The sequence below is a fragment of the Streptomyces sp. NPDC101225 genome, from assembly GCF_044767585.1.
GTDB lineage: Bacteria > Actinomycetota > Actinomycetes > Streptomycetales > Streptomycetaceae > Streptomyces.
Genome location: NZ_JBIWOE010000006.1, coordinates 291,152 through 315,784, shown reverse-complemented (window position 1 = coordinate 315,784; position 24,633 = coordinate 291,152). Strand labels below are relative to the sequence as shown.

25 protein-coding genes are annotated in these 24,633 nt (G+C 71.5%); 10 read left to right on the top strand and 15 right to left on the bottom strand.

Going from position 1 to position 24,633, the window contains the following annotated elements:
* Nucleotides 1-28 precede the first annotated feature (28 nt).
* On the top strand, nt 29-439 hold the full coding sequence (locus ACIRPX_RS12015) for a helix-turn-helix transcriptional regulator (RefSeq protein ID WP_404191987.1): 411 nt from the start codon (nt 29-31) through the stop codon (nt 437-439).
* A 9-nt stretch (nt 440-448) separates the two neighbouring features.
* Nucleotides 449-862 (top strand): VOC family protein, encoded by a 414-nt coding sequence (locus ACIRPX_RS12010; RefSeq protein WP_404191984.1) that lies wholly within the window; start codon nt 449-451, stop codon nt 860-862.
* 19 nt (nt 863-881) lie between these two features.
* Here ACIRPX_RS12010 and ACIRPX_RS12005 read toward each other — a convergent pair whose 3' ends face one another.
* From ACIRPX_RS12005 to ACIRPX_RS11980, 6 genes are all read right to left on the bottom strand, one after another.
* The gene (locus ACIRPX_RS12005; RefSeq protein WP_404191982.1) at nt 882-2,087 is read right to left on the bottom strand and encodes an RNA polymerase sigma factor; all 1,206 of its coding nucleotides are present in this window, start codon (nt 2,085-2,087) and stop codon (nt 882-884) included.
* A gap of 26 nt (nt 2,088-2,113) precedes the next feature.
* The gene (locus tag ACIRPX_RS12000; protein WP_404191979.1) at nt 2,114-2,527 is read right to left on the bottom strand and encodes a YciI family protein; all 414 of its coding nucleotides are present in this window, start codon (nt 2,525-2,527) and stop codon (nt 2,114-2,116) included.
* A gap of 104 nt (nt 2,528-2,631) precedes the next feature.
* Nucleotides 2,632-2,832 (bottom strand): hypothetical protein, encoded by a 201-nt coding sequence (locus ACIRPX_RS11995; protein ID WP_404191976.1) that lies wholly within the window; start codon nt 2,830-2,832, stop codon nt 2,632-2,634.
* A 765-nt stretch (nt 2,833-3,597) separates the two neighbouring features.
* Nucleotides 3,598-4,191: a GNAT family N-acetyltransferase gene (locus ACIRPX_RS11990; RefSeq protein ID WP_404191973.1), complete on the bottom strand. Its 594-nt coding sequence runs from the start codon at nt 4,189-4,191 to the stop codon at nt 3,598-3,600.
* Between the two features lie 209 nt (nt 4,192-4,400).
* Nucleotides 4,401-5,486, bottom strand: coding sequence for a family 2 encapsulin nanocompartment cargo protein polyprenyl transferase (locus tag ACIRPX_RS11985; RefSeq protein WP_404191971.1), 1,086 nt, complete (start codon nt 5,484-5,486; stop codon nt 4,401-4,403).
* A gap of 113 nt (nt 5,487-5,599) precedes the next feature.
* The gene (locus ACIRPX_RS11980; protein ID WP_404191968.1) at nt 5,600-7,006 is read right to left on the bottom strand and encodes a family 2B encapsulin nanocompartment shell protein; all 1,407 of its coding nucleotides are present in this window, start codon (nt 7,004-7,006) and stop codon (nt 5,600-5,602) included.
* 293 nt (nt 7,007-7,299) lie between these two features.
* Here ACIRPX_RS11980 and ACIRPX_RS11975 point away from each other — a divergent pair, with 293 nt between their 5' ends.
* Both ACIRPX_RS11975 and ACIRPX_RS11970 read left to right on the top strand, forming a co-directional pair.
* Nucleotides 7,300-7,935 (top strand): N-acetylmuramoyl-L-alanine amidase, encoded by a 636-nt coding sequence (locus ACIRPX_RS11975; protein WP_404191966.1) that lies wholly within the window; start codon nt 7,300-7,302, stop codon nt 7,933-7,935.
* The gene (locus ACIRPX_RS11970; RefSeq protein ID WP_404191963.1) at nt 7,932-8,840 is read left to right on the top strand and encodes a 1-aminocyclopropane-1-carboxylate deaminase/D-cysteine desulfhydrase; all 909 of its coding nucleotides are present in this window, start codon (nt 7,932-7,934) and stop codon (nt 8,838-8,840) included. Before ACIRPX_RS11975 ends, ACIRPX_RS11970 begins: the two co-directional genes overlap by 4 nt.
* 41 nt (nt 8,841-8,881) lie before the next feature.
* On the opposite strand, the gene ACIRPX_RS11965 is transcribed toward ACIRPX_RS11970, so the two are convergent.
* Complete coding sequence (locus ACIRPX_RS11965; protein ID WP_404191959.1) at nt 8,882-10,483, bottom strand: Na+/H+ antiporter; 1,602 nt, start codon at nt 10,481-10,483, stop codon at nt 8,882-8,884.
* A 62-nt stretch (nt 10,484-10,545) separates the two neighbouring features.
* Between ACIRPX_RS11965 and ACIRPX_RS11960 the strand changes: the two genes are divergently transcribed.
* From ACIRPX_RS11960 to ACIRPX_RS11950, 3 genes are all read left to right on the top strand, one after another.
* Entirely contained in the window at nt 10,546-10,806 is a 261-nt protein-coding gene (locus ACIRPX_RS11960) for a UBP-type zinc finger domain-containing protein (RefSeq protein ID WP_404191956.1), read from the top strand.
* A 269-nt stretch (nt 10,807-11,075) separates the two neighbouring features.
* Entirely contained in the window at nt 11,076-11,489 is a 414-nt protein-coding gene (locus ACIRPX_RS11955) for an anti-sigma regulatory factor (protein WP_004925829.1), read from the top strand.
* Nucleotides 11,486-12,613, top strand: coding sequence for an RNA polymerase sigma factor SigF (locus tag ACIRPX_RS11950; protein ID WP_404191953.1), 1,128 nt, complete (start codon nt 11,486-11,488; stop codon nt 12,611-12,613). Before ACIRPX_RS11955 ends, ACIRPX_RS11950 begins: the two co-directional genes overlap by 4 nt.
* Before the next feature lie 19 nt (nt 12,614-12,632).
* Here ACIRPX_RS11950 and ACIRPX_RS11945 read toward each other — a convergent pair whose 3' ends face one another.
* Nucleotides 12,633-13,082 (bottom strand): hypothetical protein, encoded by a 450-nt coding sequence (locus tag ACIRPX_RS11945; protein ID WP_404191950.1) that lies wholly within the window; start codon nt 13,080-13,082, stop codon nt 12,633-12,635.
* Between the two features lie 141 nt (nt 13,083-13,223).
* On the opposite strand from ACIRPX_RS11945, the gene ACIRPX_RS11940 reads away from it, so the two are divergent.
* Both ACIRPX_RS11940 and ACIRPX_RS11935 read left to right on the top strand, forming a co-directional pair.
* Nucleotides 13,224-14,192 carry a diacylglycerol/lipid kinase family protein gene (locus ACIRPX_RS11940; RefSeq protein WP_404191947.1) on the top strand — a complete coding sequence of 323 codons (969 nt, stop codon included), beginning with the start codon at nt 13,224-13,226 and terminating at the stop codon, nt 14,190-14,192.
* Between the two features lie 320 nt (nt 14,193-14,512).
* A complete protein-coding gene (locus ACIRPX_RS11935; RefSeq protein WP_006142322.1) occupies nt 14,513-14,770 on the top strand; it encodes a WhiB family transcriptional regulator in 258 nt (85 codons plus the stop codon).
* A gap of 189 nt (nt 14,771-14,959) precedes the next feature.
* Here ACIRPX_RS11935 and ACIRPX_RS11930 read toward each other — a convergent pair whose 3' ends face one another.
* From ACIRPX_RS11930 to ACIRPX_RS11920, 3 genes are all read right to left on the bottom strand, one after another.
* Complete coding sequence (locus tag ACIRPX_RS11930) at nt 14,960-16,435, bottom strand: sensor histidine kinase (RefSeq protein ID WP_404191945.1); 1,476 nt, start codon at nt 16,433-16,435, stop codon at nt 14,960-14,962.
* 388 nt (nt 16,436-16,823) lie between these two features.
* Nucleotides 16,824-17,456 carry a TetR/AcrR family transcriptional regulator gene (locus tag ACIRPX_RS11925; RefSeq protein WP_404191942.1) on the bottom strand — a complete coding sequence of 211 codons (633 nt, stop codon included), beginning with the start codon at nt 17,454-17,456 and terminating at the stop codon, nt 16,824-16,826.
* A 124-nt stretch (nt 17,457-17,580) separates the two neighbouring features.
* Entirely contained in the window at nt 17,581-18,663 is a 1,083-nt protein-coding gene (locus tag ACIRPX_RS11920; RefSeq protein ID WP_404191939.1) for an SIS domain-containing protein, read from the bottom strand.
* A 240-nt stretch (nt 18,664-18,903) separates the two neighbouring features.
* Here ACIRPX_RS11920 and nagB point away from each other — a divergent pair, with 240 nt between their 5' ends.
* On the top strand, nt 18,904-19,689 hold the full coding sequence (nagB, locus tag ACIRPX_RS11915; protein WP_404191936.1) for a glucosamine-6-phosphate deaminase: 786 nt from the start codon (nt 18,904-18,906) through the stop codon (nt 19,687-19,689).
* Between the two features lie 139 nt (nt 19,690-19,828).
* Here the strand turns inward: nagB and ACIRPX_RS11910 are convergent, their stop codons facing one another.
* From ACIRPX_RS11910 to ACIRPX_RS11895, 4 genes are all read right to left on the bottom strand, one after another.
* Nucleotides 19,829-21,319, bottom strand: a complete 1,491-nt coding sequence (locus ACIRPX_RS11910; protein WP_404191933.1) for a glycoside hydrolase family 3 protein — start codon at nt 21,317-21,319, stop codon at nt 19,829-19,831.
* A gap of 9 nt (nt 21,320-21,328) precedes the next feature.
* On the bottom strand, nt 21,329-22,186 hold the full coding sequence (locus ACIRPX_RS11905) for a carbohydrate ABC transporter permease (RefSeq protein WP_404191930.1): 858 nt from the start codon (nt 22,184-22,186) through the stop codon (nt 21,329-21,331).
* A complete protein-coding gene (locus ACIRPX_RS11900) occupies nt 22,183-23,169 on the bottom strand; it encodes a carbohydrate ABC transporter permease (protein WP_404191928.1) in 987 nt (328 codons plus the stop codon). Before ACIRPX_RS11900 ends, ACIRPX_RS11905 begins: the two co-directional genes overlap by 4 nt.
* Nucleotides 23,170-23,275: 106 nt before the next feature.
* A complete protein-coding gene (locus ACIRPX_RS11895; protein WP_404191925.1) occupies nt 23,276-24,559 on the bottom strand; it encodes an extracellular solute-binding protein in 1,284 nt (427 codons plus the stop codon).
* Nucleotides 24,560-24,633: the final 74 nt, after the last annotated feature.

The window sequence follows — 24,633 nt, the reverse complement described above, 5'->3', positions numbered from 1 at the left end:
CCGGTGGGCACCGTGCGATGCTGACGGGGTGAACCGTGAGGATCTGGTACGGCTGCGCCGGGCGCGCGACCGCATGGACCGCGAGTACGCCGAGCCCCTCGACATATCCGCTCTCGCCCGCACCGCGCTGATGTCCCCCGGCCACTTCCAGCGCAGCTTCCGCACGGCGTTCGGCGAGACCCCGTACGGCTATCTCATGACCCGCCGGATCGAGCGCGCGAAGGCGCTGCTGCGGCGCGGCGACCTCACGGTCACGGAGGTCTGCCTCGCGGTCGGCTGTACGTCCCTCGGCTCCTTCAGCGCCCGCTTCACGGAACTGGTGGGCGAGACACCGAGCTCCTACCGGGCCCGCTCGCACGAGGAGAGCGCGGAGATCCCGCCCTGCGTGGCGCGGGCGTACACGCGTCCGAGACGGGCGTCGCACCCGCAACGACCTTAGGTTGGACCCATGGACCTGAAACTGAACAATTGTTTTATCGCCGTCGACGACCACGACAAGGCCGTCGCCTTCTACTGCGACGTCCTGGGCCTGGAGATCCGCAACGACGTCAAGTACGAGGGGATGCGGTGGGTGACCGTCGGATCGCCGCTGCAGCCGGACGTGTCGATCGTCCTGGAGCCGCCCGCGGCCAACCCCGACCTCTCCCCCGCCGACCGGGACGCGATGGAGCAGCTGCTGGCCAAGGGCATGCTGCGCGGGGTCAACTTCACCACCGAGGACTGCGACGCCCTCTTCGCCCGCGTCCGGGAATCGGGCGCCGAGGTGATCCAGGAGCCGACGGACATGCCCTACGGCGTCCGGGACTGCGCCTTCCGCGATCCGGCGGGGAACATGCTGCGGTTCATGGAACGCGCCGCCTGAACGCGCGCAGCGCCGCGCGTCAGCCGTCCAGCCGGGCGGCCCGCGCCCGCAGATAGCGCTGTTCGGGCAGGCTCAGGGTCTGCGCGGCAGCCGACTCGTAGGCGCGGCGGGCCCCGGCCGGGTCGCCCGCGCGCTCCAGCAGATGGCCGCGGGCCGCGTCGAGGCGGTGGCCCGGCTCCGGGCCCAGCAGGTCCAGCTCGGCGAGTCCGGCCCGCGGGCCGTCCACCATCGCCACGGCCACGGCGCGGTTGAGGCGTTCGACGGGGCCCGGGACCTGGCGGACCAGCACGTCGTAGAGACCGAGGATCTGGCGCCAGTCCGTCTCCGCGGCGGACGGCGCCTCGTCGTGCACCGCGGCGATGGCGGCCCGCACCTGGTAGGGCCCGGCGGCGCACCGGGACAGCGCCTCGGTGATCAGCACGACGCCCTCCTCGATCGCCGCCTTGTCCCAGCGGGAGCGGTCCTGCTCGTCGAGGGGCACGAGTTCGCCGTGCCGTCCGGTGCGGGCGTCGCGGCGGGCGTGGGTGAGCAGCATCAGGGCCAGCAGGCCGGCCACCTCGCCGTCGGCGGGCAGCAGCCGGTGCAGGCCCCGGGTCAACCGGATCGCCTCGCCCGCCAGTTCGCGCCGCTGCAGGCTGGCACCGGACGTCGCCGTGTAGCCCTCGTTGAAGATCAGGTAGAGGGTGTGCAGGACGGTGGGCAGCCGGACCTCCCAGTGGTCCGGGCGCCCGAAGCGCACGCCCCTCACCTTCTGCTTGGCCCGGCTGATGCGCTGCGCCATGGTCGGCTCGGGGACCAGGCACGCGCGGGCGATCTCCGCGGTCGTCAGGCCTCCGACCGCGCGGAGCGTGAGCGCGATCCGGGCCGGCGGGGTGAGGTCCGGATGGCAGCACAGGAACAGGAGCGTGAGGGTGTCGTCCGCACGCGGCGCCCGGTCCTGCCCGGTGGCCAGCCGCTCGGTGAGCGCCACCGCCCGCTCCTCCCGCGCCCGCCGCGACTCCTCCGAGCGCAGGGTGTCGGTCAGCCGCCGCGCGGCCACCTTGATCAGCCAGCCGCGCGGGTTGTCGGGCAGTCCCGCCGAGGGCCACTTCGCGGCCGCCGCCAGCAACGCCTCCTGTACGGCGTCCTCGGCGGCGTCGAAGTGGCCGTACCGGCGCACCAGCGCGCCGAGGACCTGCGGCGCGTGCAGGCGCAGCAGGTCCTCGACCTCGGTGGCCGTGTCCATGGACGCGCCCGGACCCGGGAGCCCGCTCACACGTCCGCGGAGCCGTCGTCGACGGGCCGGATCGCCACGGGGTGGCGGGGAGCACCGGCCGGCTGCGGGCACTGCAGCACGCGCTCGGCGATCTCCGTCACGCGCTCCAGGCTCGCGCAGTCCAGCACCCAGTAGCCCGCCAGCAGCTCCTTGGTCTCGCCGTAGGGGCCGTCGGTGATCACGCTCCCGCCGTCGTCGCCCCGGCCGACCAGCCGGGTCCGCGCCGGCTCGGTCAGGCCCCGTGCGTCGACCAGCTCGCCGGACTCGGCGAGGTCGTCGTTGAGGGCGCCCATGAACGCGTACATGGCCTGGACCTCCTCCTCGGTCCAGGCCGGGAAGTGCTCGCTGCCCTTGCCCTGCATGGCCTCGTAGTCCGCCTGCGAGCACTGCACCATGACCAGGTACTTCATCGTTCCGCTCCTTCGGCTCTCACCACCCCTCGTGGGCGGCTCTCACGGGGGACGTCGGAGCCGGGCCGGGATTCTCGACACTCCCGGGAGACGGAGTCGGGGTGTCAGGGCTGCGACGCGGACGTCTCCCCGGACTCCCGGCCGGCCCGCTCGGCCTCGCCGCCGGAGACGTGGGCCTCGCACTCGGGGTTGTGGCACGGGCCCGCCTCCCAGCGCGGGACCCACGCGCCCAGCGTCTTGTGGCGTCTGACGACGGTCTCCACGGGCTGTCCGCACACCGGACAGACGTGTTCTGAGCTGTCCATGTTCCTCAGCGTAGGACGGTCGGGGCGTTCGCGCGTACGTACGGACGAGCGGACCGTCGCCGACCACGCACCCCGCCTCCAGCACCGGTCCGACCCGCACGGGGCCACCGCCGGCCATCCCCCTGCAGAAACCGTCGAATCCCCACTCAGCCCCGCCGCAAGCCGTCCTTCCACCGGACACGACCGGGGCCCGTCCGCAAGCCAACCTTCCCACCGGGCACGACCGGGGGGGTCCGTCCGCAAGCCACCCTTCCACCGGGCACGACCGGGATCCGTCCGCAAGCCAACCTTCCCACCGGGCACGACCGGGGGGTCCGTCCGTAAGCCACCCTTCCACCGGGCACGACCAGGGTCCGTCCGCAAGCCACCCTTCCACCGGGCACGACCAGGGTCCGGCCGTAAGCCGCCCTTCCCACCGGGCACGACCGGGATCCGTCCGCAAGCCACCCTTCCACCGGGCACGACCGGGGCCCGGCCGGCACCGCCGGCCCCACCGGGGGCCGACCCGCGTCCGGCCGGGGCCATCGGTCCCACCGGGCCATCGGCCCCGCCGGCTCAACCGGTCCCGCCGGGACGACCCGGGTTCCGCCGGAGCAGTCGGTCCCGCCGGAGGCGACAGGTCCGCCGGGGCGGCCGGTCCCGCCGAGGGTGGCCGGTCCCGCCGGAGGCGATCCGTTTCGCCGGAAGAGCCGGTCCCGCAGCGGCCCTTGGACCTGCGGAGCAAACCGCTCCGGCAGTCGTCGGTGGCAGTCGTGGATGCCCAAGTCAGCCGCGGGGGTCCCGCCACATCGGCCACATCCGCGGGCCGTCGGGGAGGTCGAGCGGGCGGCCGGCCGGACCGAAGCCCAGGCGCTCGTACAGCGCCCGGCTGCGGGCGTTGCTGGCCTCCAGATACGCGGGCAGCCCCTCGCGGTCGCAGCGGTCGAGGACATGCTGGACGAGCTCCGTGCCCAGTCCCTGCCCCTGCCGCTCCGGCGTCACGCCGATCATCCACAGGTACTCGTGCGCGCGCCCCGCCGGATGGGCCCGCGCCGTCAGCCGCCCTATCAGCTCGATGCGTTCGTTCCCGGGGTCGATGGCCTCCCGGAGCCGGGCGAACCCCTCGTCCTCGCCACCGTGCTCCTCGGCGGGCACCGACAGCCACAGGGCGCACGCGCTGCCGTCCCCCGTGACGTCGATCCGGCCCTCCTCCAGCACGATCGCGGTGAACGCGGCCATCAGCCTGTGGTGCGTCGTCCGGCGGTACTCGTCCCCGGGAAAGACCCAGCCGCTGACCGGATCGTCCTGGAAGGCCTCGTCCAGCAGCCGTACGACCAGCTCCCGGTCGTCCTCGCCCGCCGTGCGGATCGCCACGCCCATGCCCCGTCCCCTTCGACCTCGATCGACTGTGCCTGTACGGCTGTCGAGCCTATACAGACCGTCCCGGCGAACGAGCCGGAAAAGAAGGGGAGTTGACGGGCCCCGCACACCGTGGGGATGTGCGGGACCCGCCGGGCCGGAGCCACCGGGGCCGTACGGGGTCAGGAGCCGCACGGCCCCGGACGGCTCCGGGGTCCTGGGTGTCGCGGTCAGCTGCTGCGCCGTGTCACGAACTCCAGCAGCGCGAGCAGTCCGCCCGCCTCCGCCGGATCGGCCACCGCCCGGGACAACTCACCCATCGCGCGGGCCATCCGGTCGGCGGCCTGGATCTGTGCCCAGTCGCGTCCGCCGGCCCGCTCGACGGCGAGCGCCGTACGCGCGATCTGCTCCTCGTCCTCCTTCGCGTACGGCATCGCATACAGCTCGGCCAGTTCGGAGGCCGCCGGGGTGCCCGAGGTGAGCGCGGCGACGACCGGCAGGGACTTCTTGCGGGCCGCCAGGTCCGCGCCCGCGGGCTTCCCGGTGCGGTGCGGATCGCCCCATATGCCGATGACGTCGTCGATGAGCTGGAAGGCGAGCCCGGCCTCACGGCCGAACGCGTCCAGCGCCTCGACGTCCTCGTGCGACGCCCCCGCGTACAGCCCGCCCAGCGCGCAGGCGCATCCGATCAGGGCGCCCGTCTTGGCCTCGGCCATGGTCAGCACCTCGTCGAGGGTGACCTCGCCGGGGCCGCGCCGCTCCATCGCCGTGTCCGCGTGCTGGCCCGCGCACAGCTCGACGACGCAGGACGCGATCCGGGCGGCGGCCGGCGCGGACGCCGGGTGCGTGTCCTCGGCGAGCATCCCGAGTGCCAGGGCCTGCAGGGCGTCCCCGGCGAGGATCGCGTCGGCGTCGCCGAACACCGTCCACGCGGTGGGCCGGTGCCGGCGGGTGGTGTCCCGGTCCATCACGTCGTCGTGCAGCAGCGTGAAGTTGTGCACCAGCTCCACCGCCGCGGCCGCCCGCACCGCCGCCTCGCGCGCCGCCGGCCCACCGAGCGCGGCGGCCGCGGTGAGGACGAGCGCGGGGCGGATCGCCTTGCCCGCATTGCCCGCGGCCGGGGTGCCGTCCGCGTGCTCCCAGCCGAAGTGGTAGAGCGCGATCCGGCGCATGGAGCCGGGCAACGAGTCGATGGCGGCGCGCAGTTCGGGGTCCACGGACGACCGGGTGCGCTCCAGGATCACGGCCGCCTCGTGCCCGTCGAGCGGCTGCGCGGCCGTGACGTGCTGCTTCGCCTCCGTGAGGAACTCGGCCATGGGATCTCCCTCGGTCAGTCCGCGGACGGTGGCGCTTCCGCTCCGGCTGGGCGCATACGACCGGGATGTACCCACGCCGGTGGGCCCGGACACGGCCGCCAGGTGCCGAAACGTCACCTCCAGCGGCCGATCTCGACGTTCTCCAGGACGCCGAGCGCGTCCGGCACCAGGACCGCGGCCGAGTAGTAGGCCGTCACCAGGTACTTGATGATCGCCTGTTCGTTGATGCCCATGAAGCGCACGGACAGGCTCGGCTCGATCTCGTCCGGAAGCCCGGCCTGCTGGAGTCCGATGACGCCCTGCTCGTCCTCTCCGGTGCGCATGGCGATGATCGAGGTCGTACGGGCCTCGGAGACCGGGATCTTGTTGCAGGGGTAGATCGGCACACCGCGCCAGGTCGGGATGCGGTTGCCCGCCACCTCCAGGGTCTCGGGGACGAGTCCGCGCTTGTTCAGCTCGCGGCCGATCGCGGAGATCGCGCGCGGGTGGGCGAGCAGCATCTTGGTGCCGCGGCGCCGGCTGAGCAGCTCGTCCAGGTCGTCCGGGCTGGGCACGCCGTCGTGCGGCTGGAGCCGCTGGTCGTACTCGCAGTTGTGCAGCATGCCGAACTCGCGGTTGTTGACCAGCTCGTGCTCCTGGCGCTCCTTCAACGCCTCGACGGTGAGCCGGAGCTGCTGCTCGGTCTGGTTCATCGGCTGGTTGTACAGGTCGGCCACGCGCGAATGGATGCGCAGCACGGTCTGGGCGATGCTCAGTTCGTACTCGCGGGGCCTGGCCTCGTAGTCGACGAAGGTGTGCGGGATGTCCGGCTCACCGCTGTGGCCCGCGGCGAGGTCGACGGCCTTCTCGCCGTACTTGTTGGTGTGCTGCTCGGGGATCGCGCGCAGCTGCCGGAGGTGCTCGCGCAGGGAGTCGGAGCGTTCCGCGACCTGCTCGACGTCCTGGCGGGAGAGGCTCAGTACGGTGCACGCGGTGTCCGCGCGGGCCGTGTACTCCCAGATGGCCTCCGGGTCGAGCAGCGACGCGTCGCCGAAGTAGGCGCCGTCGGCGAGCACGCCGAGGACCGCGTCGTCGCCGTAGGGACCGGTGCCGATCTTCTCGACCCTGCCGTGCGCCAGCAGGTGGACCTCCTCGGACCGGCTCCCGAACGAGGCGATCACGGAACCGGGCGCGAATTCCTGCTGGCGGCAGCGCTGGGCGAGCTCCGCGAGCACCTCCTGGTCCTCGTACGACCGCAGTGCGGGGAGTTCGCCGAGCTCGGCCGGGATGACCTCGACACGGTCGCCGGTCTTCACGAATGTGATGCGGCCGTCCCCCACCGCGTAGGTCAGTCGCCGGTTGACCCGGTACGTCCCGCCCTGGACGTTGACCCACGGCAGCATCCGCAGCAGCCAGCGCGAGCTGATCTCCTGCATCTGGGGCGCGGACTTGGTGGTGGTGGCCAGGTTCCGTGCGGCGGCCGTGCCGAGACTCTGCTGCGGCGTGCCCTGCTCCGAACGGACCTCTTCGCCTACCGACATATGAGAATTGCCTTCCCGGTCTTGCGGCGACGTGGACGGCGCCGTGCATCGCGACTTGCACGGACCAGCCTTCCATCACGGAGCGTGCCGGTGCTATTACACGAACGAGCGGGATTGGATCTTCGCGGGGCTGGGCATCGATGGGGCTCCTGTCCGACGTCCGCGTGCGCGAGATGGCCGGATCCGACCCCCGGTCACGGCGACGATGTGTGATCGGATGCTTACTTTCGGTACAACCCCCCTCACGGAGGGTCGCGGCGGGCGGCCGTCGGCACAGCACGAAGGAGGCGGTCATGGCCACACCCATGTCCGCGGGACGTTTCCTGGCCGGCCTGCGGGCGGAGGGCCTCACGGTGGTCGGGGTCGGCGACTGGGCGCATCACAATCGCAACCACAAGGGCCCGTGGGGCCCGGTGCACGGCGTCATGATCCACCACACGGTCACGAGCGGCGGCCGGCGCACCGTCGACCTGTGCCGGGACGGCTACGCCGGCCTGCCCGGCCCGCTGTGCCACGGCGTGATCACCAAGGACGGCGCAGTCCACCTGGTCGGCTCTGGCCGGGCCAACCACGCCGGCCTCGGCGACGACGACGTGCTGCGCGCGGTGATCGCCGAGAAGGCGCTCCCGCCGGACAACGAGGCGAACACCGACGGCAACCGCTACTTCTACGGCTTCGAGTGCGAGAACCTCGGCAACGGCAAGGACCCCTGGCCCGCGGCCCAGCTGACGGCCATCGAGCGGGCCGCCGCGGCGGTGTGCCGGCACCACGGGTGGACGGAGCGCTCGGTGATCGGCCACCTGGAGTGGCAGCCGGGGAAGGTGGATCCGCGCGGGTTCACGATGGCCTGGCTGCGCGAGCGGGTGCGGGAGCGGCTGCGGCAGCCGGCGTGCGACGGCGCCGGTCCGGGCGGGACAATACCGGCGTGAGCAGCCCCGACGCCCCCGACCTCGCCGCCCTGGGCCCTCGGCTGCCCTCGCCCCTGCACGAGGCCGAGGACGACCGCTTCGCCCGCCGCGGCCTGCGCCTGCTGCTCAAGCGCGACGATCTCATCCACCCGGAGCTGATCGGCAACAAGTGGCGCAAGCTGGCGCCCAACCTGGCCGCCGCGCACGGCCGTACGGTCCTCACGTTCGGCGGCGCCTACTCCAACCACCTGCGCGCCACCGCCGCCGCGGGCCGCCTGCTCGGGCTGCCCACGGTGGGCGTGGTCCGCGGCCAGGAGCTGGCCGGCCGCCCGCTGAACCCGTCACTGGCCCGGTGCGCGGCCGACGGCATGCGGCTGCACTTCGTCGACCGGTCGACGTACCGCCGCACGGCCGAGAGGGACGTCCTCGCGCGCGTGCTGCGCGCGGCCGGCGCCACCGACGCCTATGTCGTCCCCGAGGGCGGCAGCAACACCGAAGCCGTACGGGGCTGCCGGGCCCTGGGCGAGGAACTGCGCGGCCGCGCGGACGTCGTCGCCCTCGCCTGCGGCACCGGCGGCACGCTGGCCGGGCTGGCCGCGGGGCTGGCCCCCGGCCAGCGCGCGCTCGGCATACCGGTCCTCAAGGGCGGTTTCCTGGCCGCCGCCACGGAGGCTCTCCAGGAGGGGGCGTTCGGCGGCCGGCGCGGCGAGTGGAGCCTCGACGACCGCTTCCACTTCGGCGGCTACGCCCGGACCCCGGCCGCACTCGACGCGTTCGCCGAGGACTTCGGGAACCGTCACGGCCTCCCGGTCGAACGTCTCTATGTCGCCAAGTTGCTCTACGGACTTGTCACCCTCGCCGACGAGGGCGCGTTCCCTCGCGGGACGACCGTGGCGGCCGTGGTCACCGGGCGGCCCTTCCCGTAGGCCGTCCCCGCCCGGCCGCGCCCTCCCCGAGCCGCCGCGGCTCAGCCCTGCGCCGTCTCCCGGAAGGCCGCCGCCTCCTCCAGGTCCAGCCTGCGCAGCAGCGTCCGCAGCATCTCGTCGTCGATGTAGCGGCCGTCCCGCAGCCGCACGAACATCGCGCGCTCGGCGCCGATCATCTCCCTGGACAGACGGCGGTAGGTGTCGTCGACCGATTCCCCCGTGACCGGGTTGACCTGGCCGAGGCGCTCCCAGACGGCGTTGCGGCGGCGCTCCAGGACCTGGCGCAGGCGGTCGGCGAGCGGAGGCGGGAGGGCGTTGCGCTCGTCCGCGAGGAGCTCGTCCAGGCGCCGCTCGGCGACCCGGGAGGCCTGCGCCTGGGCGTTGGCCTCCGCGAGGGTCTCGGCCTGCTCGTCCCGGCCGGGGAACTTCAGCAGGCGGATCAGCGGGGCCAGGCTGAAGCCCTGCACCACCAGGGTGCCGATCACGGTCGTGAAGGTCAGGAAGAGGATGAGGTTGCGCTGCGGGAAGGGGCCGCCGCCGTGCACGGTGAGCGGGATCGAGAAGGCGATGGCGAGTGAGACGACGCCCCGCATGGCGGCCCAGGACGTGACGATCGGCCCTCTCCAGGTGGGGTTCTCCTCGCGCTCCCTGATCCGCGCGGAGAGCATGCGGGGCACGAAGGTGCCGGGATACACCCAGACGAACCGGGTCACCACGACCACGAGGAAGACGACCACCGCGTACCAGACGGCGTCGACGCCCCGGTACTCGCCGAGCCCCTTGAGGACGACCGGCAGCTGCAGGCCGATGAGCGCGAAGACCGCGGACTCCAGGACGAACGCGACCACCTTCCACACCGCCTCCTCCTGGAGACGGGTGGCGAAGTCGACCTCCCAGGCGCGGTGGCCGATGTAGAGGGCGACGACCACGACCGCGAGGACACCCGAGGCGTGCACCTGCTCGGCGACGGCGTACGCGGCGAACGGGATCAGCAGGGACATGGTGTTCTGCAGCAGCGCCTCCTTCACGTGGGTGCGCAGCCAGTGGATCGGCGCCATCAGCACCAGTCCGACCACGACGCCGCCGACCGCCGCCAGCAGGAACTCGCCGATCCCGCCGATCCAGGAGGCCCCTTCGCCGACGGCGGCGGCGACGGCCACCCGGTACGCCGTGATCGCGGTGGCGTCGTTCAGCAGCGACTCGCCCTGCAGGATCGTGGTGATCCGGGACGGCAGACCCACCCGCCGGGCGACGGCCGCCGCCGCGACGGCGTCCGTCGGCGCCACCACCGCGCCGAGCACCAGTGCCGCGGGCAGCGGGAGCCCGGGGACGACGAGATAGGCGATCCAGCCCACCACGAAGGTCGCGAACAGCACGTACCCCACCGACAGCAGCGCCACCGGCCGCATCGTGGCCCGCAGGTCGAGGTACGAACTCTCGACGGCCTCCTTGTGCAGCAGCGGCGGCAGCACCAGGGGAAGCACGATCTCCGGGTCCAGGGTGTAGTCCGGCACCCCTGGCACGTACGAGACGGCGAGGCCCACGGCCACGAGCAGCAGCGGCGCCGGCACCGGCGTGCGCCGGGCGACCGCGGCGATCGCGGTGCTGCCCGCCACCAGCAACAGCAGTGGCATCACGTCCATCGTCCTCGCCCGCCCTCGTTTTTCCGCGCGGTCATCCGCACACCCGTCGTAATCTGGCAATCATGAAACATTGCACGCACGCCGACGCGCTGCCCGACCCGCAACCCGGTCCGCTCAGCGAGACGTGCGAGGAGTGTCTGCGCGACGGCACCCACCCGGTCCAGCTGCGGCTGTGCCTCGCCTGCGGCCATGTCGCCTGCTGCGACTCGTCGCCGAACCGGCATGCGACGGAACACCACAAGGACACCAGCCATCCGATCATGCAGACCTTCGAGCCCGGCGAGAACTGGCGTTGGTGCTTCGTGGACCACGTTCTCGTGTGACCCTGGACGACCGGGGCGCGTCCCACGCGCCGGACGGTTCGACCGTCTGACGTCTGGGTACGTCAACCCGGCGCGCGTTCTTCCCAATTGGAGCCGCAGACCTCTAGACACGGAGCGTATCCACAGTTTTACTGTGAGTGACGGCAAGGGGTTGGGGTCCCGGGACAGGAAACTTGAGAGCGCGATAGCGTCACCGCTGAACCACACATCGCGTTATCCCGGGGGGCGACCCTCGGCCCCGATTGGCTTGTACCACCTTGGAGGTGAGGGTGTCCCAGATCGCAGGCGAGCCCGCGACCCAGGACTTCGTGGAAGTCCGGCTGCCGGCTGCGGGTGCCTACCTGTCGGTGCTGCGTACGGCGACTGCCGGCCTCGCGGCCCGCTTGGACTTCACCCTCGACGAGATCGAGGACCTTCGCATCGCGGTGGACGAGGCCTGCGCGATCCTGCTCCAGCAGGCCGTGCCCGGCTCGGTGCTCAGCTGCGTCTTCCGCCTCGTCGACGACTCGCTCGAGGTCACCGTCTCGGCCCCGACCACGGACGGCCACGCCCCCTCGCGGGACACCTTCGCCTGGACCGTCCTGTCCGCGCTCGCGGGCAAGGTCTCCTCGGCCGTGGACGAGGACAAAACCGTTTCGATCAGCCTCTACAAACAGCGCGGCGCGGGACCCGGGCCGGCGTGAGGACAGGGGACGGGCCGGTGCGTGACGAAGAGCGCGGCACACGAGAGCTGCCGGCCGAGGGCACAGGCGGGTCCCGACGCATGCGGGACGCCGCCGGCGGCACCGACGGGATCGACGGCATCCCCGAGCAGGCCCGGCCGCATCCGGAGGACGACTCCGCGGACCCCGGCATCCCGCAGGACGGACGGCGGGAGCGCGGAGGTGCCGTGGCGAGCACGCCTCCGGCCGGGCAGTGCGGGGTCACCCCGGTCCGAGCGGAGGCGAGGGCTCGGAGAAGGGCGACGGGCGGGACGATGAGCGAGCACGAGCGAAACGCCGAGGGCGACGGCCAGGACCAGCCGAGCGTGCAGCAGGCCACACAGCACGACGCGCAGGACCGCAGTGGCGCCCGCGCGATGTTCGTCGAGCTGCGCACGCTGAAGGACGGCAGCGCGGAGTACGCGGAGCTGCGCAACAAGCTGGTCCGCATGCACCTGCCGCTCGTCGAGCACCTCGCGCGCCGCTTCCGCAACCGCGGCGAGCCGCTGGACGACCTCACCCAGGTCGCCACCATCGGCCTGATCAAGTCGGTCGACCGCTTCGACCCGGAGCGCGGTGTGGAGTTCTCCACGTACGCGACCCCGACGGTCGTCGGCGAGATCAAGCGCCACTTCCGTGACAAGGGCTGGGCGGTGCGGGTCCCGCGGCGGCTGCAGGAGCTGCGCCTCGCGCTCACCACGGCGACCGCCGAGCTCTCCCAGCAGCACGGCCGCTCCCCCACGGTCCACGAGCTCGCCGAGAAGCTGGCGATCTCGGAGGAGGAGGTCCTGGAGGGCCTGGAGTCGGCCAACGCCTACTCCACCCTGTCGCTGGACGTCCCCGACACCGACGACGAGTCGCCGGCGGTCGCGGACACCCTCGGCGCCGAGGACGAGGCGCTGGAGGGCGTGGAGTACCGGGAGTCGCTCAAGCCGCTCCTGGAAGACCTTCCGCCCCGTGAGAAGCGCATCCTGCTGCTGCGCTTCTTCGGCAACATGACCCAGTCGCAGATCGCCCAGGAGGTCGGCATCTCACAGATGCACGTCTCCCGGCTGCTGGCGCGCACCCTGGCCCAGCTGCGCGAGAAGCTTCTGGTGGAGGAGTAGGGCCCGGCCGGAAGCGGGACTACCGCTTGCCGTCCTGGGCGCGGCCCGGGCCCCTGATCCCGAGGGCCTGGGTCGTGGCGGGATTGATCAGCAGCACGAGCGCGGCGACGGCGACGACCGCGATCGCGATGCCCGCCGGAATGGCCACGCTGTCGGCCTGCAGCAGGTTGTAGGCCACGGGCAGCGCCATGATCTGGGTGATGACCGCGGGACCGCGGCTCCAGCTGCGCCGGGCGAGCAGCCCGCGGGCCGCCAGCAGCGGCAGCAGGGCGAGGACGACGAGGGTGACGCCGCCGGTGACGGCGGACCGCCGGTCGTCCGGGTTGCCGGCCAGTCCCTCGACGAGCATCCAGACGCCCCCGACGACCAGCGCGAGCCCCTCCAGAGCGGCGAGTGCCGCGGCATACGTCAGGCGGCGCGGGCGGGGACCGGCCTCTTCCTCGGTGGCGGGGGTCTTCTCACGGGTCACCCCTGAAGGGTAGCCCTGGGGACGCCGACCCCCCTTGGCGAGGTTGAGCGAGACCCCCGTGGTGATCCTCACGCCGTCACCTCTTACCTGATCCCTACCTCGCCCTGTGCCCGGTACTTCCCAGTAGGTACGCTGCCCTTCATGCGTGCACTTCTCGTGGTCAACCCGGCGGCAACCACCACAAGCGCACGTAGGCGCGACGTTCTGATCCACGCGCTCGCCAGCGAGATGAAGCTCGAGGCGGTCACCACGGAGTACCGCGGCCACGCACGCGACCTCGCCCGGCAGGCGGCGGAGAGCGACGACATCGACCTGGTCGTGGCCCTCGGCGGCGACGGAACGGTCAACGAGGTGGTCAACGGCCTGCTCCACGACGGTCCCGACCCGGAGCGGCTCCCGCGCCTCGCCGTGGTCCCCGGCGGCTCCACCAATGTCTTCGCCCGCGCCCTGGGCCTGCCCAACGACGCCGTCGACGCGACCGGCGCACTGCTGGACGCCCTGCGCGAGGGCAGCGAACGCATCGTCGGCATGGGCATCGCCGCGGGCACCCCGGGCACCGAGGACGAGGCGGTGCCGCCCCGCTGGTTCACCTTCTGCGCGGGGCTCGGCTTCGACGCGGGCGTGGTCGGCCGGGTCGAGCAGCAGCGGGAGCAGGGCCGGAAATCCACGCACGCCCTCTACCTGCGCCAGGTCGTTCGGCAGTTCCTGCAGGAGCCGCACCGCCGGCACGGCACCATCACGCTGGAGCGGCCGGGTGAGGACCCGGTGACCGATCTGGTGCTCTCCATAATCTGCAACACCTCGCCCTGGACGTATCTGGGCAATCGTCCGGTGTACGCGACGCCTAAGGCTTCGTTCGACACCGGGCTCGACGTACTCGGTCTCAGCCGTATGTCGACCGTCTCGGTTGCCCGGTATGCGACCCAGTTGCTCACTTCGTCCCCCGAGCGCGGCGCCCATGGAAAGCACACCGTGACGCTGCACGACCTGGACCAGTTCACCTTGCATTCGAAGGCGCCTCTACCCCTTCAGATGGACGGCGACCACCTGGGACTGCGTACGAGCGTGACGTTCACAGGCGTACGCCGTGCACTGCGTGTGATTGTGTGAGCAGAAAGGGCTGAAGTCCTTTCACTCGAACGTTTAGGCCAGGATCCACCCCATGGAAGTACGGCTGTGACCTAGTCGACACCGAGGAATCAAAAAAAACTTTCCGGAAGGGGTTGTATCCGCCGCTGAGGTTTGCGAGTCTCTACGTGGCGGTCGGGACAGCTCGCAGGACCAGCGTCCACAGACCACCGGAACCCCTCTTCACACACAGGACCACGCCGGGGAAGACTCGGCGGTCGGCCCTTCACTTGTTGAGGGATTCGTGAAAGCGTTCACATTCACAAGCAACCCGCATGTAATACCAAGGAGAGGTAGCAGCCATGGACTGGCGTCACAACGCCGTTTGCCGCGAGGAAGACCCCGAGCTCTTCTTCCCCATCGGCAACACCGGTCCTGCGCTGCTGCAGATCGAGGAAGCCAAGGCCGTCTGCCGTCGCTGCCCCGTCATGGATCAGTGTCTGCAGTGGGCGCTCGAGTCCGGTCAGGACTCCGGCGTCTGGGGTGGTCTCAGCGAGGACGAGCGTCGCGCGATGAAGCGCCGTGCCGCCCGCAACCGGGCCCGTCAGGCTTCTGCCTGACACACCCGCCCCGCAACAGCCTGAGCTTGGCGGCGCGTACGGCGCGTACGCATCTCCCGCCCCCGAGCCGCAGCGCGCAGTACCCCCGATGCGCAGCACACGCTGGCAACGAGCATGTCAGCCCCGGACCTCATGGTCCGGGGCTTCTTGCTGTGCCCGCGAGGGGCACGGCGTCCCGTACGCCGCGGTCTACTTGTCCGGCTGCACCGGCACGTCCAGGATCACCCGGGTTCCGCGCTCCGGCGCGGGGACCATGTCGAACGTACCGCCCAACTCCCCTTCCACCAGGGTCCGTACGATCTGCAGACCCAGGTTGCCCGAGGTGTGCGGGTCGAAGCCCTCGGGCAGACCGACGCCGTCGTCCTGGACGGTGACCAGCAGGCGGGCCTCCTTCGAGGTGCCGCCGCGGACCGCGGAGACCTCGACCGTGCCGGTGTCCCCCTCGCGGAAACCGTGTTCGAGGGCGTTCTGCAGAACCTCCGTCAGGACCATGGACAGCGGGGTGGCCACCTCGGCGTCCAGGATGCCGAAGCGCCCGCTGCGCCGGCCGGTGACCTTGCCCGGGGAGATCTCGGCGACCATCGCCAGCACGCGGTCGGCGATGTCGTCGAACTCCACGCGCTCGTCCAGGTTCTGGGAGAGCGTCTCGTGCACGATCGCGATCGAGCCGACCCGGCGGACCGCCTCGTCGAGCGCCTCCCGGCCGCGGTCGGACTCGATGCGCCGGGCCTGCAGACGCAGCAGCGCGGCGACCGTCTGGAGGTTGTTCTTCACCCGGTGGTGGATCTCCCGGATGGTCGCGTCCTTGGTGATCAACTCACGCTCGCGGCGGCGCAGTTCGGTGACGTCGCGGAGCAGGACCAGCGAACCGATGCGCGTGCCCTTGGGTTTGAGCGGGATCGCGCGGAACTGGATGACCCCGTCGTGCGCCTCGATCTCGAACTCGCGCGGCGCCCAGCCGCTGGCCACCTTGGCGAGCGCCTCGTCCACCGGGCCGCGGGTCGGGGCGAGTTCGGCGGTGGTCCTGCCGAGGTGCTGGCCGACCAGGTCGGAGGCGAGGCCCATGCGGTGGTAGGCGGAGAGGGCGTTCGGCGAGGCGTACTGGACGATGCCGTCCGCGTCGAGCCGGATCAGGCCGTCGCCGACGCGCGGCGCGGCGTCCATGTCCATCTGCTGGTCGGGGAAGGGGAAGGAGCCGGCCGCGATCATCTGCGCGAGGTCCGAGGCGCTCTGCAGATAGGTCAGTTCCAGGCGGCTCGGGGTGCGCACGGTGAGGAGGTTGGTGTTGCGCGCGATGACGCCGAGGACGCGGCCATCCCGGCGTACCGGGATGGACTCGACCCGGACCGGGACCTCCTCGCGCCACTCCGGGTCGCCCTCGCGCACGATCCGGCCCTCGTCGAGCGCCGCGTCCAGCAGGGGGCGGCGGCCGCGCGGGACGAGGTGGCCGACCATGTCGTCCTGGTAGGAGGTGGGGCCGGTGTTGGGGCGCATCTGGGCGACCGAGACGTACCGGGTGCCGTCGCGGGTGGGGACCCACAGGACGAGGTCGGCGAAGGAGAGGTCGGACAGCAGCTGCCACTCCGAGACCAGCAGATGGAGCCACTCGAGGTCGGAGTCGTCGAGTGCGGTGTGCTGGCGGACCAGTTCGTTCATGGAGGGCACGTGTGCGAGCGTACCTGGCGGTTTGTACGGCTCCGAAACGAGCGCTCGCCCGAGGACACCCGCGGGCCGCGGCGCCTGGGAGGGACCCTCAACCCTCCCGGCACCGCAGCCCGGAGCAACATCGGCCACGGGGTGTGCGGTCCCGATCGGCCGAAGGAAGAGGACCCGGGGCAGTCAGGGCAGAGAGCTCCGGTTCCTCCGTCCGCCCTCCTGTGCGGGGAGGACGGAAGCTCGCTTGCTTCGCACACTGGTCTCAAGTGCTTCAACACAATTGTGGACTAGACCACTCCGTGTGTCCATGCGTTGAAGGCTGTTTGTTGTTGTGTTCCGCGGGCGCCGCACATACTCGGACGTCCTGGCATCCAGCACGCAGCCTAACCCTTGCGGTTCATGCGCGGGGCCAGACGGTCATGGCAATTTCGGCGAGTGCCTCCAGTTCCTCGCGGCTCGCCCCGTCACGCGCCTGCTGGGACATGCCCTGCACGACCGCTCCCGTGTGCCGGGCGAGCGCGGCGGCCTTCGTGCCCACCGGCAGCTCCCCCGCCGCGATGCCCGCCTCGATACGACTCTCGAAGGCGGCGAGGTCGGCGTTGCGCCGCTCGCGCAAGGACGCCTCGACCTCCGGGCTCGCGCAGTTCGTGGCCGCGTGCTGGACGAGGCAGCCGTGCGGGTGGCCGGGCGCGGTGTACGCGGCGGCGGCCTCGCGCAGCATCCGCCCCACGGCCGCGCGGGCGGTGGGCTCCTCGGCGAGGGCGCGGTCGCAGAAGGCGCCGTACCGCGTGCTGTACGAGGTCACGACCTCCTCGAACAGCGCCCGCTTGTCGCCGAAGGCCGCGTACAGACTCGGCGCGCCGATGCCCATGACGCGGGTGAGGTCGGAGACCGAGGTCGCCTCGTAGCCGTGCTCCCAGAAGGCCATCAGCGCCTTCTCCAGCGCGGTCTCGCGGTCGAAGGAACGGGGGCGGCCGCGCGGCTTGGACACGGCGCCGGCCTTCACTCTGGTCTCCTCGCCTCCCACCATGGAGTGAATTGTATAGCGGATGCTAGAGAAATGGCGGAGCACTGTCGTACGGTCTTTTCTGTAGCGTCCGCTAGGGAATGGTCGAGGGAGGTGACAGGGGCGTGCCCAGGCCGGCCGGCGTCGTTCAGTGCGTCTCCGTCACCTTCGCCAGTGCGCGCGGCGCGTCCGGGTCCTGGCCCCGGGCGATGGTGATCTCGTGGGCGAGGAGCTGCAGCGGGAGGATCTCCAGGATCGGCTGGACCTCCTCGGCCACCCCCTCGGTGGGCAGGACGAAACCGGCGGAGGCCCGCTCGACCTGGCTCCTGGGTCCCACGACGAACAGGTCGGCGCCGCGCCCGCGCAGCCGGTCGAGGACGGGCTGGAGGGCCTCGCCGCCCCTCCCGTCGGTGACGACCGCGATGACCGGGGAGACGTTGTCGACCATGGCGAGCGGACCGTGCAGGAGGTCCGCGCCGGAGTAGGAGAGGGCGGGGATGTAGCTGGTCTCCATGAGTTTGAGGGCGGCCTCCTTGGCCGTGGGGTAGCCGTAGCCGCGGGAGGTGATGACCATGCGTTCGGCGAAGCGGTAGCGGGCGGCGAGGGCGCGGACCTCGTCCTGCCGGGCGAGCAGCTGCTCGGCGAGGTCCGGCAGGGCCTTGGCAGCGCCGCCGTCGCCGCCGCGCAGGCCTTCGACGAAGAGGTAGAGGGCGAGGAGGGAAGCCGTATAGGTCTTGGTCGCGGGCAGGGCCCGCTCCGGCCCGGCCATGATGTCGACGTGGTGCTCGGAGACTCCGGCCAGCGGTGAGTCGGGGTTGTTGGTCACGGCCAGGGTGATCGCGCCGGCCTCGCGGGCGGCGCGGGTCGAGGCCACCAGGTCCGGGGAGCCGCCGGACTGGCTGACGGTGATCACCAGGACGTCGGTGAGGTCGGGGCGGGCGCCGTACGCCGTGGTGGTGGACATCGAGGTGAGGCCGCAGGGCAGGCCGAGGCGGATCTCCAGGAGGTACTTGGCGTAGAGGGCGGCGTTGTCGGAGGTGCCGCGGGCGGTCAGCAGGACGAAGCGGGGGGAGCGGGCCGCAATGTCCTGGGCCACCCGGCGGACGGCGGGAGCGCCCTCCTGGAGCAGGCGGCGCAGCACCGCGGGCTGCTCGGCCATCTCGCGGGCCATGATCCGGCCGGGGACGTCGTGCTGGGGGTCCGGTGCCGGGGCCGGCGTCTCGGCGGTCATGGTGGGTTCCTCCCGGGTCTCGCGGCTCGTCTCTCTCGGCTCGCCGGGCGGGTGCCTCGGCCGGCGCTGCCGCACCCCATTCCACCCCCCCGCGGCGAACGACGCCTGTCCTTCGCATGGAATGGCGATGTCCCGCGGGCCGTCCCCCGGAAAGGGGGCGGCTCTGCGCCCCTGGGGCGGAGGGGCCGATTCTGTTAGATTGGTCTAAACCACACAGCCCTTCAGATCGGCAGGCCCAGCGTGGAAGTTGTCATCGTTCCGGACGCCAAGTCGGGCGGCGAGATCATCGCCGAGGCCATGGCGCGGCTCCTGAGCCGCAAGCCCGAGGCGCTGCTCGGGGTGGCCACGGGCTCGACCCCGCTCCCCGTCTACGAGGCGCTGGCGGCCCAGGTGCACTCCGGTGCCGTGGACGCCTCGCGGGTGCGGATCGCGCAGCTCGACGAGTATGTGGGACTGCCGGCCGAGCACCCGGAGTCCTACCGCTCGGTGCTCCGGCGCGAGGTGCTGGAGCCGCTCGGGATCGGAATGGACGCGTTCATGGGGCCCGACGGGACGGCCGCGGACGTGCAGGGCGCCTGCGAGGCGTACGACCGGGCGCTGGCCGGGGCCGGCGGGGTGGATCTTCAGCTGCTCGGGATCGGGACCGACGGGCACATCGGGTTCAACGAGCCGTGCTCGTCGCTGGCCTCGCGGACCCGGATCAAGACGCTGACCGAGCAGACGCGGATCGACAACGCGCGCTTCTTCGACGGCGACATCGAGCAGGTGCCGCACCACGTCATCACGCAGGGCATCGGGACGATCCTGGAGGCCCGGCACCTGGTGCTGCTCGCGACGGGTGAGGGCAAGGCGGACGCGGTGGCCGCGACCGTGGAGGGGCCGGTGGCGGCGGTGTGCCCCGCCTCGGCGCTGCAGCTGCACCCGCGTGCGACGGTCGTGGTCGACGAGGGTGCGGCGTCCAAGCTGAAGCTGGCGGACTACTTCCGGCACGCGTACGCCAACAAGCCGGAGTGGCAAGGGATCTGAGCCGCGCACGCCCGCCGCACGCGAGAACACGCCCGCCGCACGCGAGAAGGCGCCGGACCCGCCGCCGGGTCCGGCGCCTTGCGTCTGCGCCCACCGCGGCCGCGCGTTCACGCGCGGCCGCTCGGACCGGGCGACCGGCTCAGCCGACGCCCGCGATGACCTCCGCCGCCGCCCGGCCGCAGACGCGGGCGGCGCCGTGGGTGGCGATGTGCAGGGCGCCCCGGGGAGCGGCCTGCGGAAGGCCCATCTCGACCACGACGGTGTCGGGCCGGGCCGCGAGCAGGGTGTCGAGGGCGGCCGCCATCCAGGGGTGGCGGTGCTCGTCGCGGACCACGGCCACGATGCGGCGGGAGCCGGCCGCGGCCAGGGCCTCGCGTCCCGCGTCCGCACCGCTGAAGCTGCCGGTCTCCGTGCCGGGGAGCAGGCGGAAGAGCTCCGCCGCGACGCCCCAGGGGGTCTGGTCGCCGACCGCGAAGTTGGCGACGGGGGTGAGGGACGCGACGTAGGGAGGCTCGGTGAGCGGGGCGAAGTCCCCGCCCGCCGTCGCCCGCACCGCGCGGCGGGCCGCGCGCAGGCCCACCTCGTCGTCGGAGGTGCGGTCCGGGGCGCTCTTCGCCGCCTCGGCGGTCCAGCGGGCCAGGGCCCGTACCCGCGCGGCGGCGTCCGCGAGGCGTTCCTCGGGCAGTTCGCCGGCGCGCACCGCCGAGACGAGGGCGTCGCGCAGGCGCCGTACGGTGTCCTCGTCGGACAGCCCGCCGCCCACGCAGATCGCGTCGGCGCCGGCGGCCACGGCGAGGACGCTGCCCCGCTCGATGCCGTACGTGCTCGCGATGGCCTTCATCTCCATGCCGTCGGTGACGATGAGGCCGTCGTAGCCGAGTTCGCCGCGGAGCAGTTCGGTGAGCGCGCGCGGCGAGAGCGTGGCCGGGCGGTCCGGGTCCAGGGCGGGGACCAGGATGTGCGCACTCATCACGGCGCGGCTGCCCGCGGCGATGGCCGCGCGGAACGGGGTCAGGTCGCGGGCGTCGAGCACCGAGGCGTCCACGTCGATGCGCGGCAGCGCGTCGTGGGAGTCGACGGCCGTGTCGCCGTGGCCCGGGAAATGCTTCGTGCAGGCGGCGACGCCTGCGGACTGCAGGCCCGTGACGTAGGCGGCGGTGTGCCGGGCGACCAGGTCGGTGTCGGCGCCGAAGGAGCGGACACCGATCACCGGGTTCTCCGGGTTGGAGTTCACGTCGGCCGACGGGGCCCAGTCGAGGTTCACCCCGCACGCCGCCAGGCGGCGGCCGAGTTCGGCGGCCACCTCGCGGGTGAGCTCCACGTCGTCGACCGCGCCGAGCGCGTGGTTGCCGGGGAAGGAGGAGCCGGTGCGCACCTCCAGGCGGGTCACGTCCCCGCCCTCCTCGTCGATGGCGACCAGGACGTCGTCGCGTTCGGCCCGCAACTGTGCGGTCAGGGCGGCCACCTGCTCGGGCGAGGCGATGTTGCGGCCGAACAGGCCGACCGAGGCGAGCCCCTCGCCGAGGCGGCGCAGCACCCAGTCGGGGGCGGTGGTCCCGGTGAACCCGGGCTGGAGAATGGTCAGCGCGTCCCGTGTGAGGGTGTCGGTGCCGCTGGCGAATGTCGTCATCGGGTGGCGTTATCCCTTCACTGCGCCCGCGGTCAGCCCCGCGGCCATCTTGCGCTGGACGAGGAGGAACAGCACGACGATCGGCACGGCCATCATCGTGGCTCCCGCCATCATCGGGGCGTATTCGGTGCCGTGCTTGGTGGTGAAGTTGCCGAGCCAGACGGTCGCGGTCTGGTGCTTCTGGCTGAGCAGCATGAGGGCGTAGATGTACTCGTTCCAGGCCTGGATGAAGGCGTAGACCGAGGTGGCGACCATGCCGGGGGCGAGCAGCGGGAAGACCACGCGGACGAAGGCGCTCGTGCGGCTGCACCCGTCGACCATCGCCGCCTCCTCCAGCTCCTTGGGGATGTTGACGATGAAGCCGCGCAGCGTCCACACCGTGAAGGGGAGGATGAAGGTCAGGTACGTGATGATCAGGCCCGTGAGCTTGTCGTACTGCTCCAGGTCGTTCAGCAGCAGGAAGACCGGGATGATCATGGCGACCAGGGGGACCATCTGCACCGCCAGGATGCCGACGATGACCACCTTGCGGCCGCGGAAGGCGAACCGGGAGATGGCGAGGGCGGCCAGCACACCGACGACCATGCCGATCACGACGACCGAGAGCGACACGACGAGGCTGCGGCCGACCGGGCCCCAGAAGTCCGCGATGTCCATCGCCCGGCGGAAGTTGTCGAGCGTGAACCCGGTCGGGAACAGGCCCGGGTCCGGGTCGATGGCGTCCTTGGCCGGCTTGAAGGCCGTGTTGAGCATCCAGTAGAGGGGGAAGCCGGCGATCAGGAAGACGAGGAGGCCGAGCAGGTTCCAGCCGAGCTTCGACCTCCCGCGAGCCCGGCCGCCCGTCGTGGCGACGCTCGTGCTGGTCATTCGACCTCTCCGATCTTCAGCATCTGACGCATGTAGACGGCGACGACACCGAGCAGCAGCAGCACGGTCAGCAGGGCGATCGCCGAGCCCTGGGCGTAGTCGTTGACCACGAACGCCCGGTCGTAGGAATAGGTGTTGAGGATCTGGAACTCGGGCTCCGGGTGGCCGCCGCGCATCACGAAGACCTGCGGGAAGACGCCCATGTCCCAGATCACCGACAGGGTCGTGAGCATCACGATGATCGGCTTCAGGATGGGCAGGGTGACATAGCGGAAGACGCCCAGGGCGCCCGCGCCGTCGAGCCGGGCCGCCTCCTCCAGCTCCTTCGGGACCTGGGTGAGGCCCGCGCTGAGCGTGATGACGACGAAGGGCACGGCGCCCCACACCACCAGCAGCATGATCACGGCGAGCCCCTGGGGCCCGCTCGCGAACCAGTTGTGGCCGACCATGTCGACGCCGGGGAGCTTGCTCATCAGCGCGTTGAGGACGCCGTAGTCCGAGTCGAAGAGCCATTTGAAGACGGTCGTGGCCACGATGACCGGCATGCCCCAGCTGGCGATCAGCACGATGTTGATCATCGTCTTCACCCAGCCGGAGACCTTCTGCAGCAGCAGGGCCACCAGCATGCCGAGCACCATCGTGAGGATCACGCAGCCGGCCGCGAAGATGACGGTCCGCAGGACGACCGCCCAGAACTCGCTGTCGCCGAGCACCTTGGAGAAGTTGTCGAAGCCGACCCACTCGGCGGGCTTGAAGCCCCACAGCTGGGACTGCCCGAAGGTCTGGAAGGAGAGCGTGACCAGCCTGAAGAGCGGATACGCCATCACCAGGGCGAGGACCAGCAGGCAGGGCGCGAGCAGCAGCCACGGCGTGGCCGCGCCGCCCGAGGTCCGGCTTCTGCGCGGGTCCTTCGCGACCGGTGGTGGTGGCGCCTGCCGCGGCGGCGGCACCTTGGCGGGGGTGGTCGTGTCTGCGGCACTCATGGCGCGCTCCTCAGCGGTCCCTCAGGTCGTTCGAAAGCGAAGCCCGTACGCGTACGGGAAGCAGGGCCCCCGGCCTTCGAGGCCGTAGGGGGCCCTGCTGCGAAGGTCACTTGGTGTTGATGACCTTGTCGATCGCGGCGTCCGCCTCCTTCGCGGCGGCCTCGACCGACTTCTTGCCGGTGCCGATGTTCTGCAGCATCGTCTGCAGGACCTGGGCCTTCTCGACCTGACCCCAGCCGGGGGCCATCGGGACGAACCAGTTGGACTCGGCGGCGGTGGCCGGGACCGCGGTGGCCGGGTCGTTCTTCAGGGACGCGAGGTCCGTCTTGTTGTTGGGCAGGTTGCCCTTGGCCATCAGCCCCTTCTGGCCGGAGGGGCCGGTGAAGGCGTTGATCCACTCGGCGGCGACGGCCTGCGCCTTGGACTTCACCGGGACGGCGAGGTCCGAACCGCCCAGGAAGACGGGCATGTTCTTGCCGGACGGACCCGGCATCACGAAGTTCTCGAGGTTGTTCTTGAGCTTGCCGGTCTTGTCGTTCTTCGGGTCGGCGGAGGTCGCGCCCTCCCAGGCCGCGCCGAAGATCATGCCGGACTTGCCCTGGCCGTAGACGATGTAACGGTCCGACTCGTCCTTGGTCTTGTCGCCGTGCATGTACTTGTCGACGACGTTCTTGAACTCGGTGAGGCCCTTGACGGACTCGGGCGAGGACAGGTTGCCCTTCCACTGGCCGCCGTCCTCCTTGGCGATGGAGCCGCCGGCGTCGTAGACGAAGGACATGGCCGCGTACCAGTCACGGGTGGGCTGGTACCACGCGGAGAACTTGTCGCCCTCCTTCTTCTGCACCTTGTCGAGGGCGGCGGTGAGTTCGGCGTACGTCGTCGGCGGGGTCTTCACGCCGACCGAGGCGAAGACGTCCTTGCGCCAGTTGGCGACGCGGCCACCGGCGTAGTAGGGGACGCCGTAGGTCTTGCCCTGGTACGTCACCGAGGCCTTGAGGCCGTCAAGCCAGGCCGAGGAGTTGGCGAACTTCGCCGGGTCGAGGGGCGCGAAGGCGCCCTTGACCATGTAGCTCAGCATCTCGGTGTTGCCCATCTCGACCACGTCGGGCGCCTTGTCGGTGGCGAGGACCGCGTCGAGCTTGGTGTTCTTGTCCGGCCAGCCGTAGTACTCGTGGTTGATCTTGATGCCGGGGTGTGCCTTCTTCACCGCCGCGTCGGCGGACTTCACCAGGTCCGGCCAGTTGTTCTGGGCGTCGACGGTGAGCCAGACGGTCAGCTCCTTGGCGTCCGCGCCGCTGCTGGAAGAGCCTTTGTCGTCGTTGCCACCACACGCCGCGATGGAGACCATCATGCCCGCGATACCGATCGCGGCTATGAGCTTGCGCTTCACGCCACCCTCCTCAGGGATGCCCACACCTCCCGCCCCCAGGCCGGGACCTGAACCAATGGTGTAGACCAGTAGGG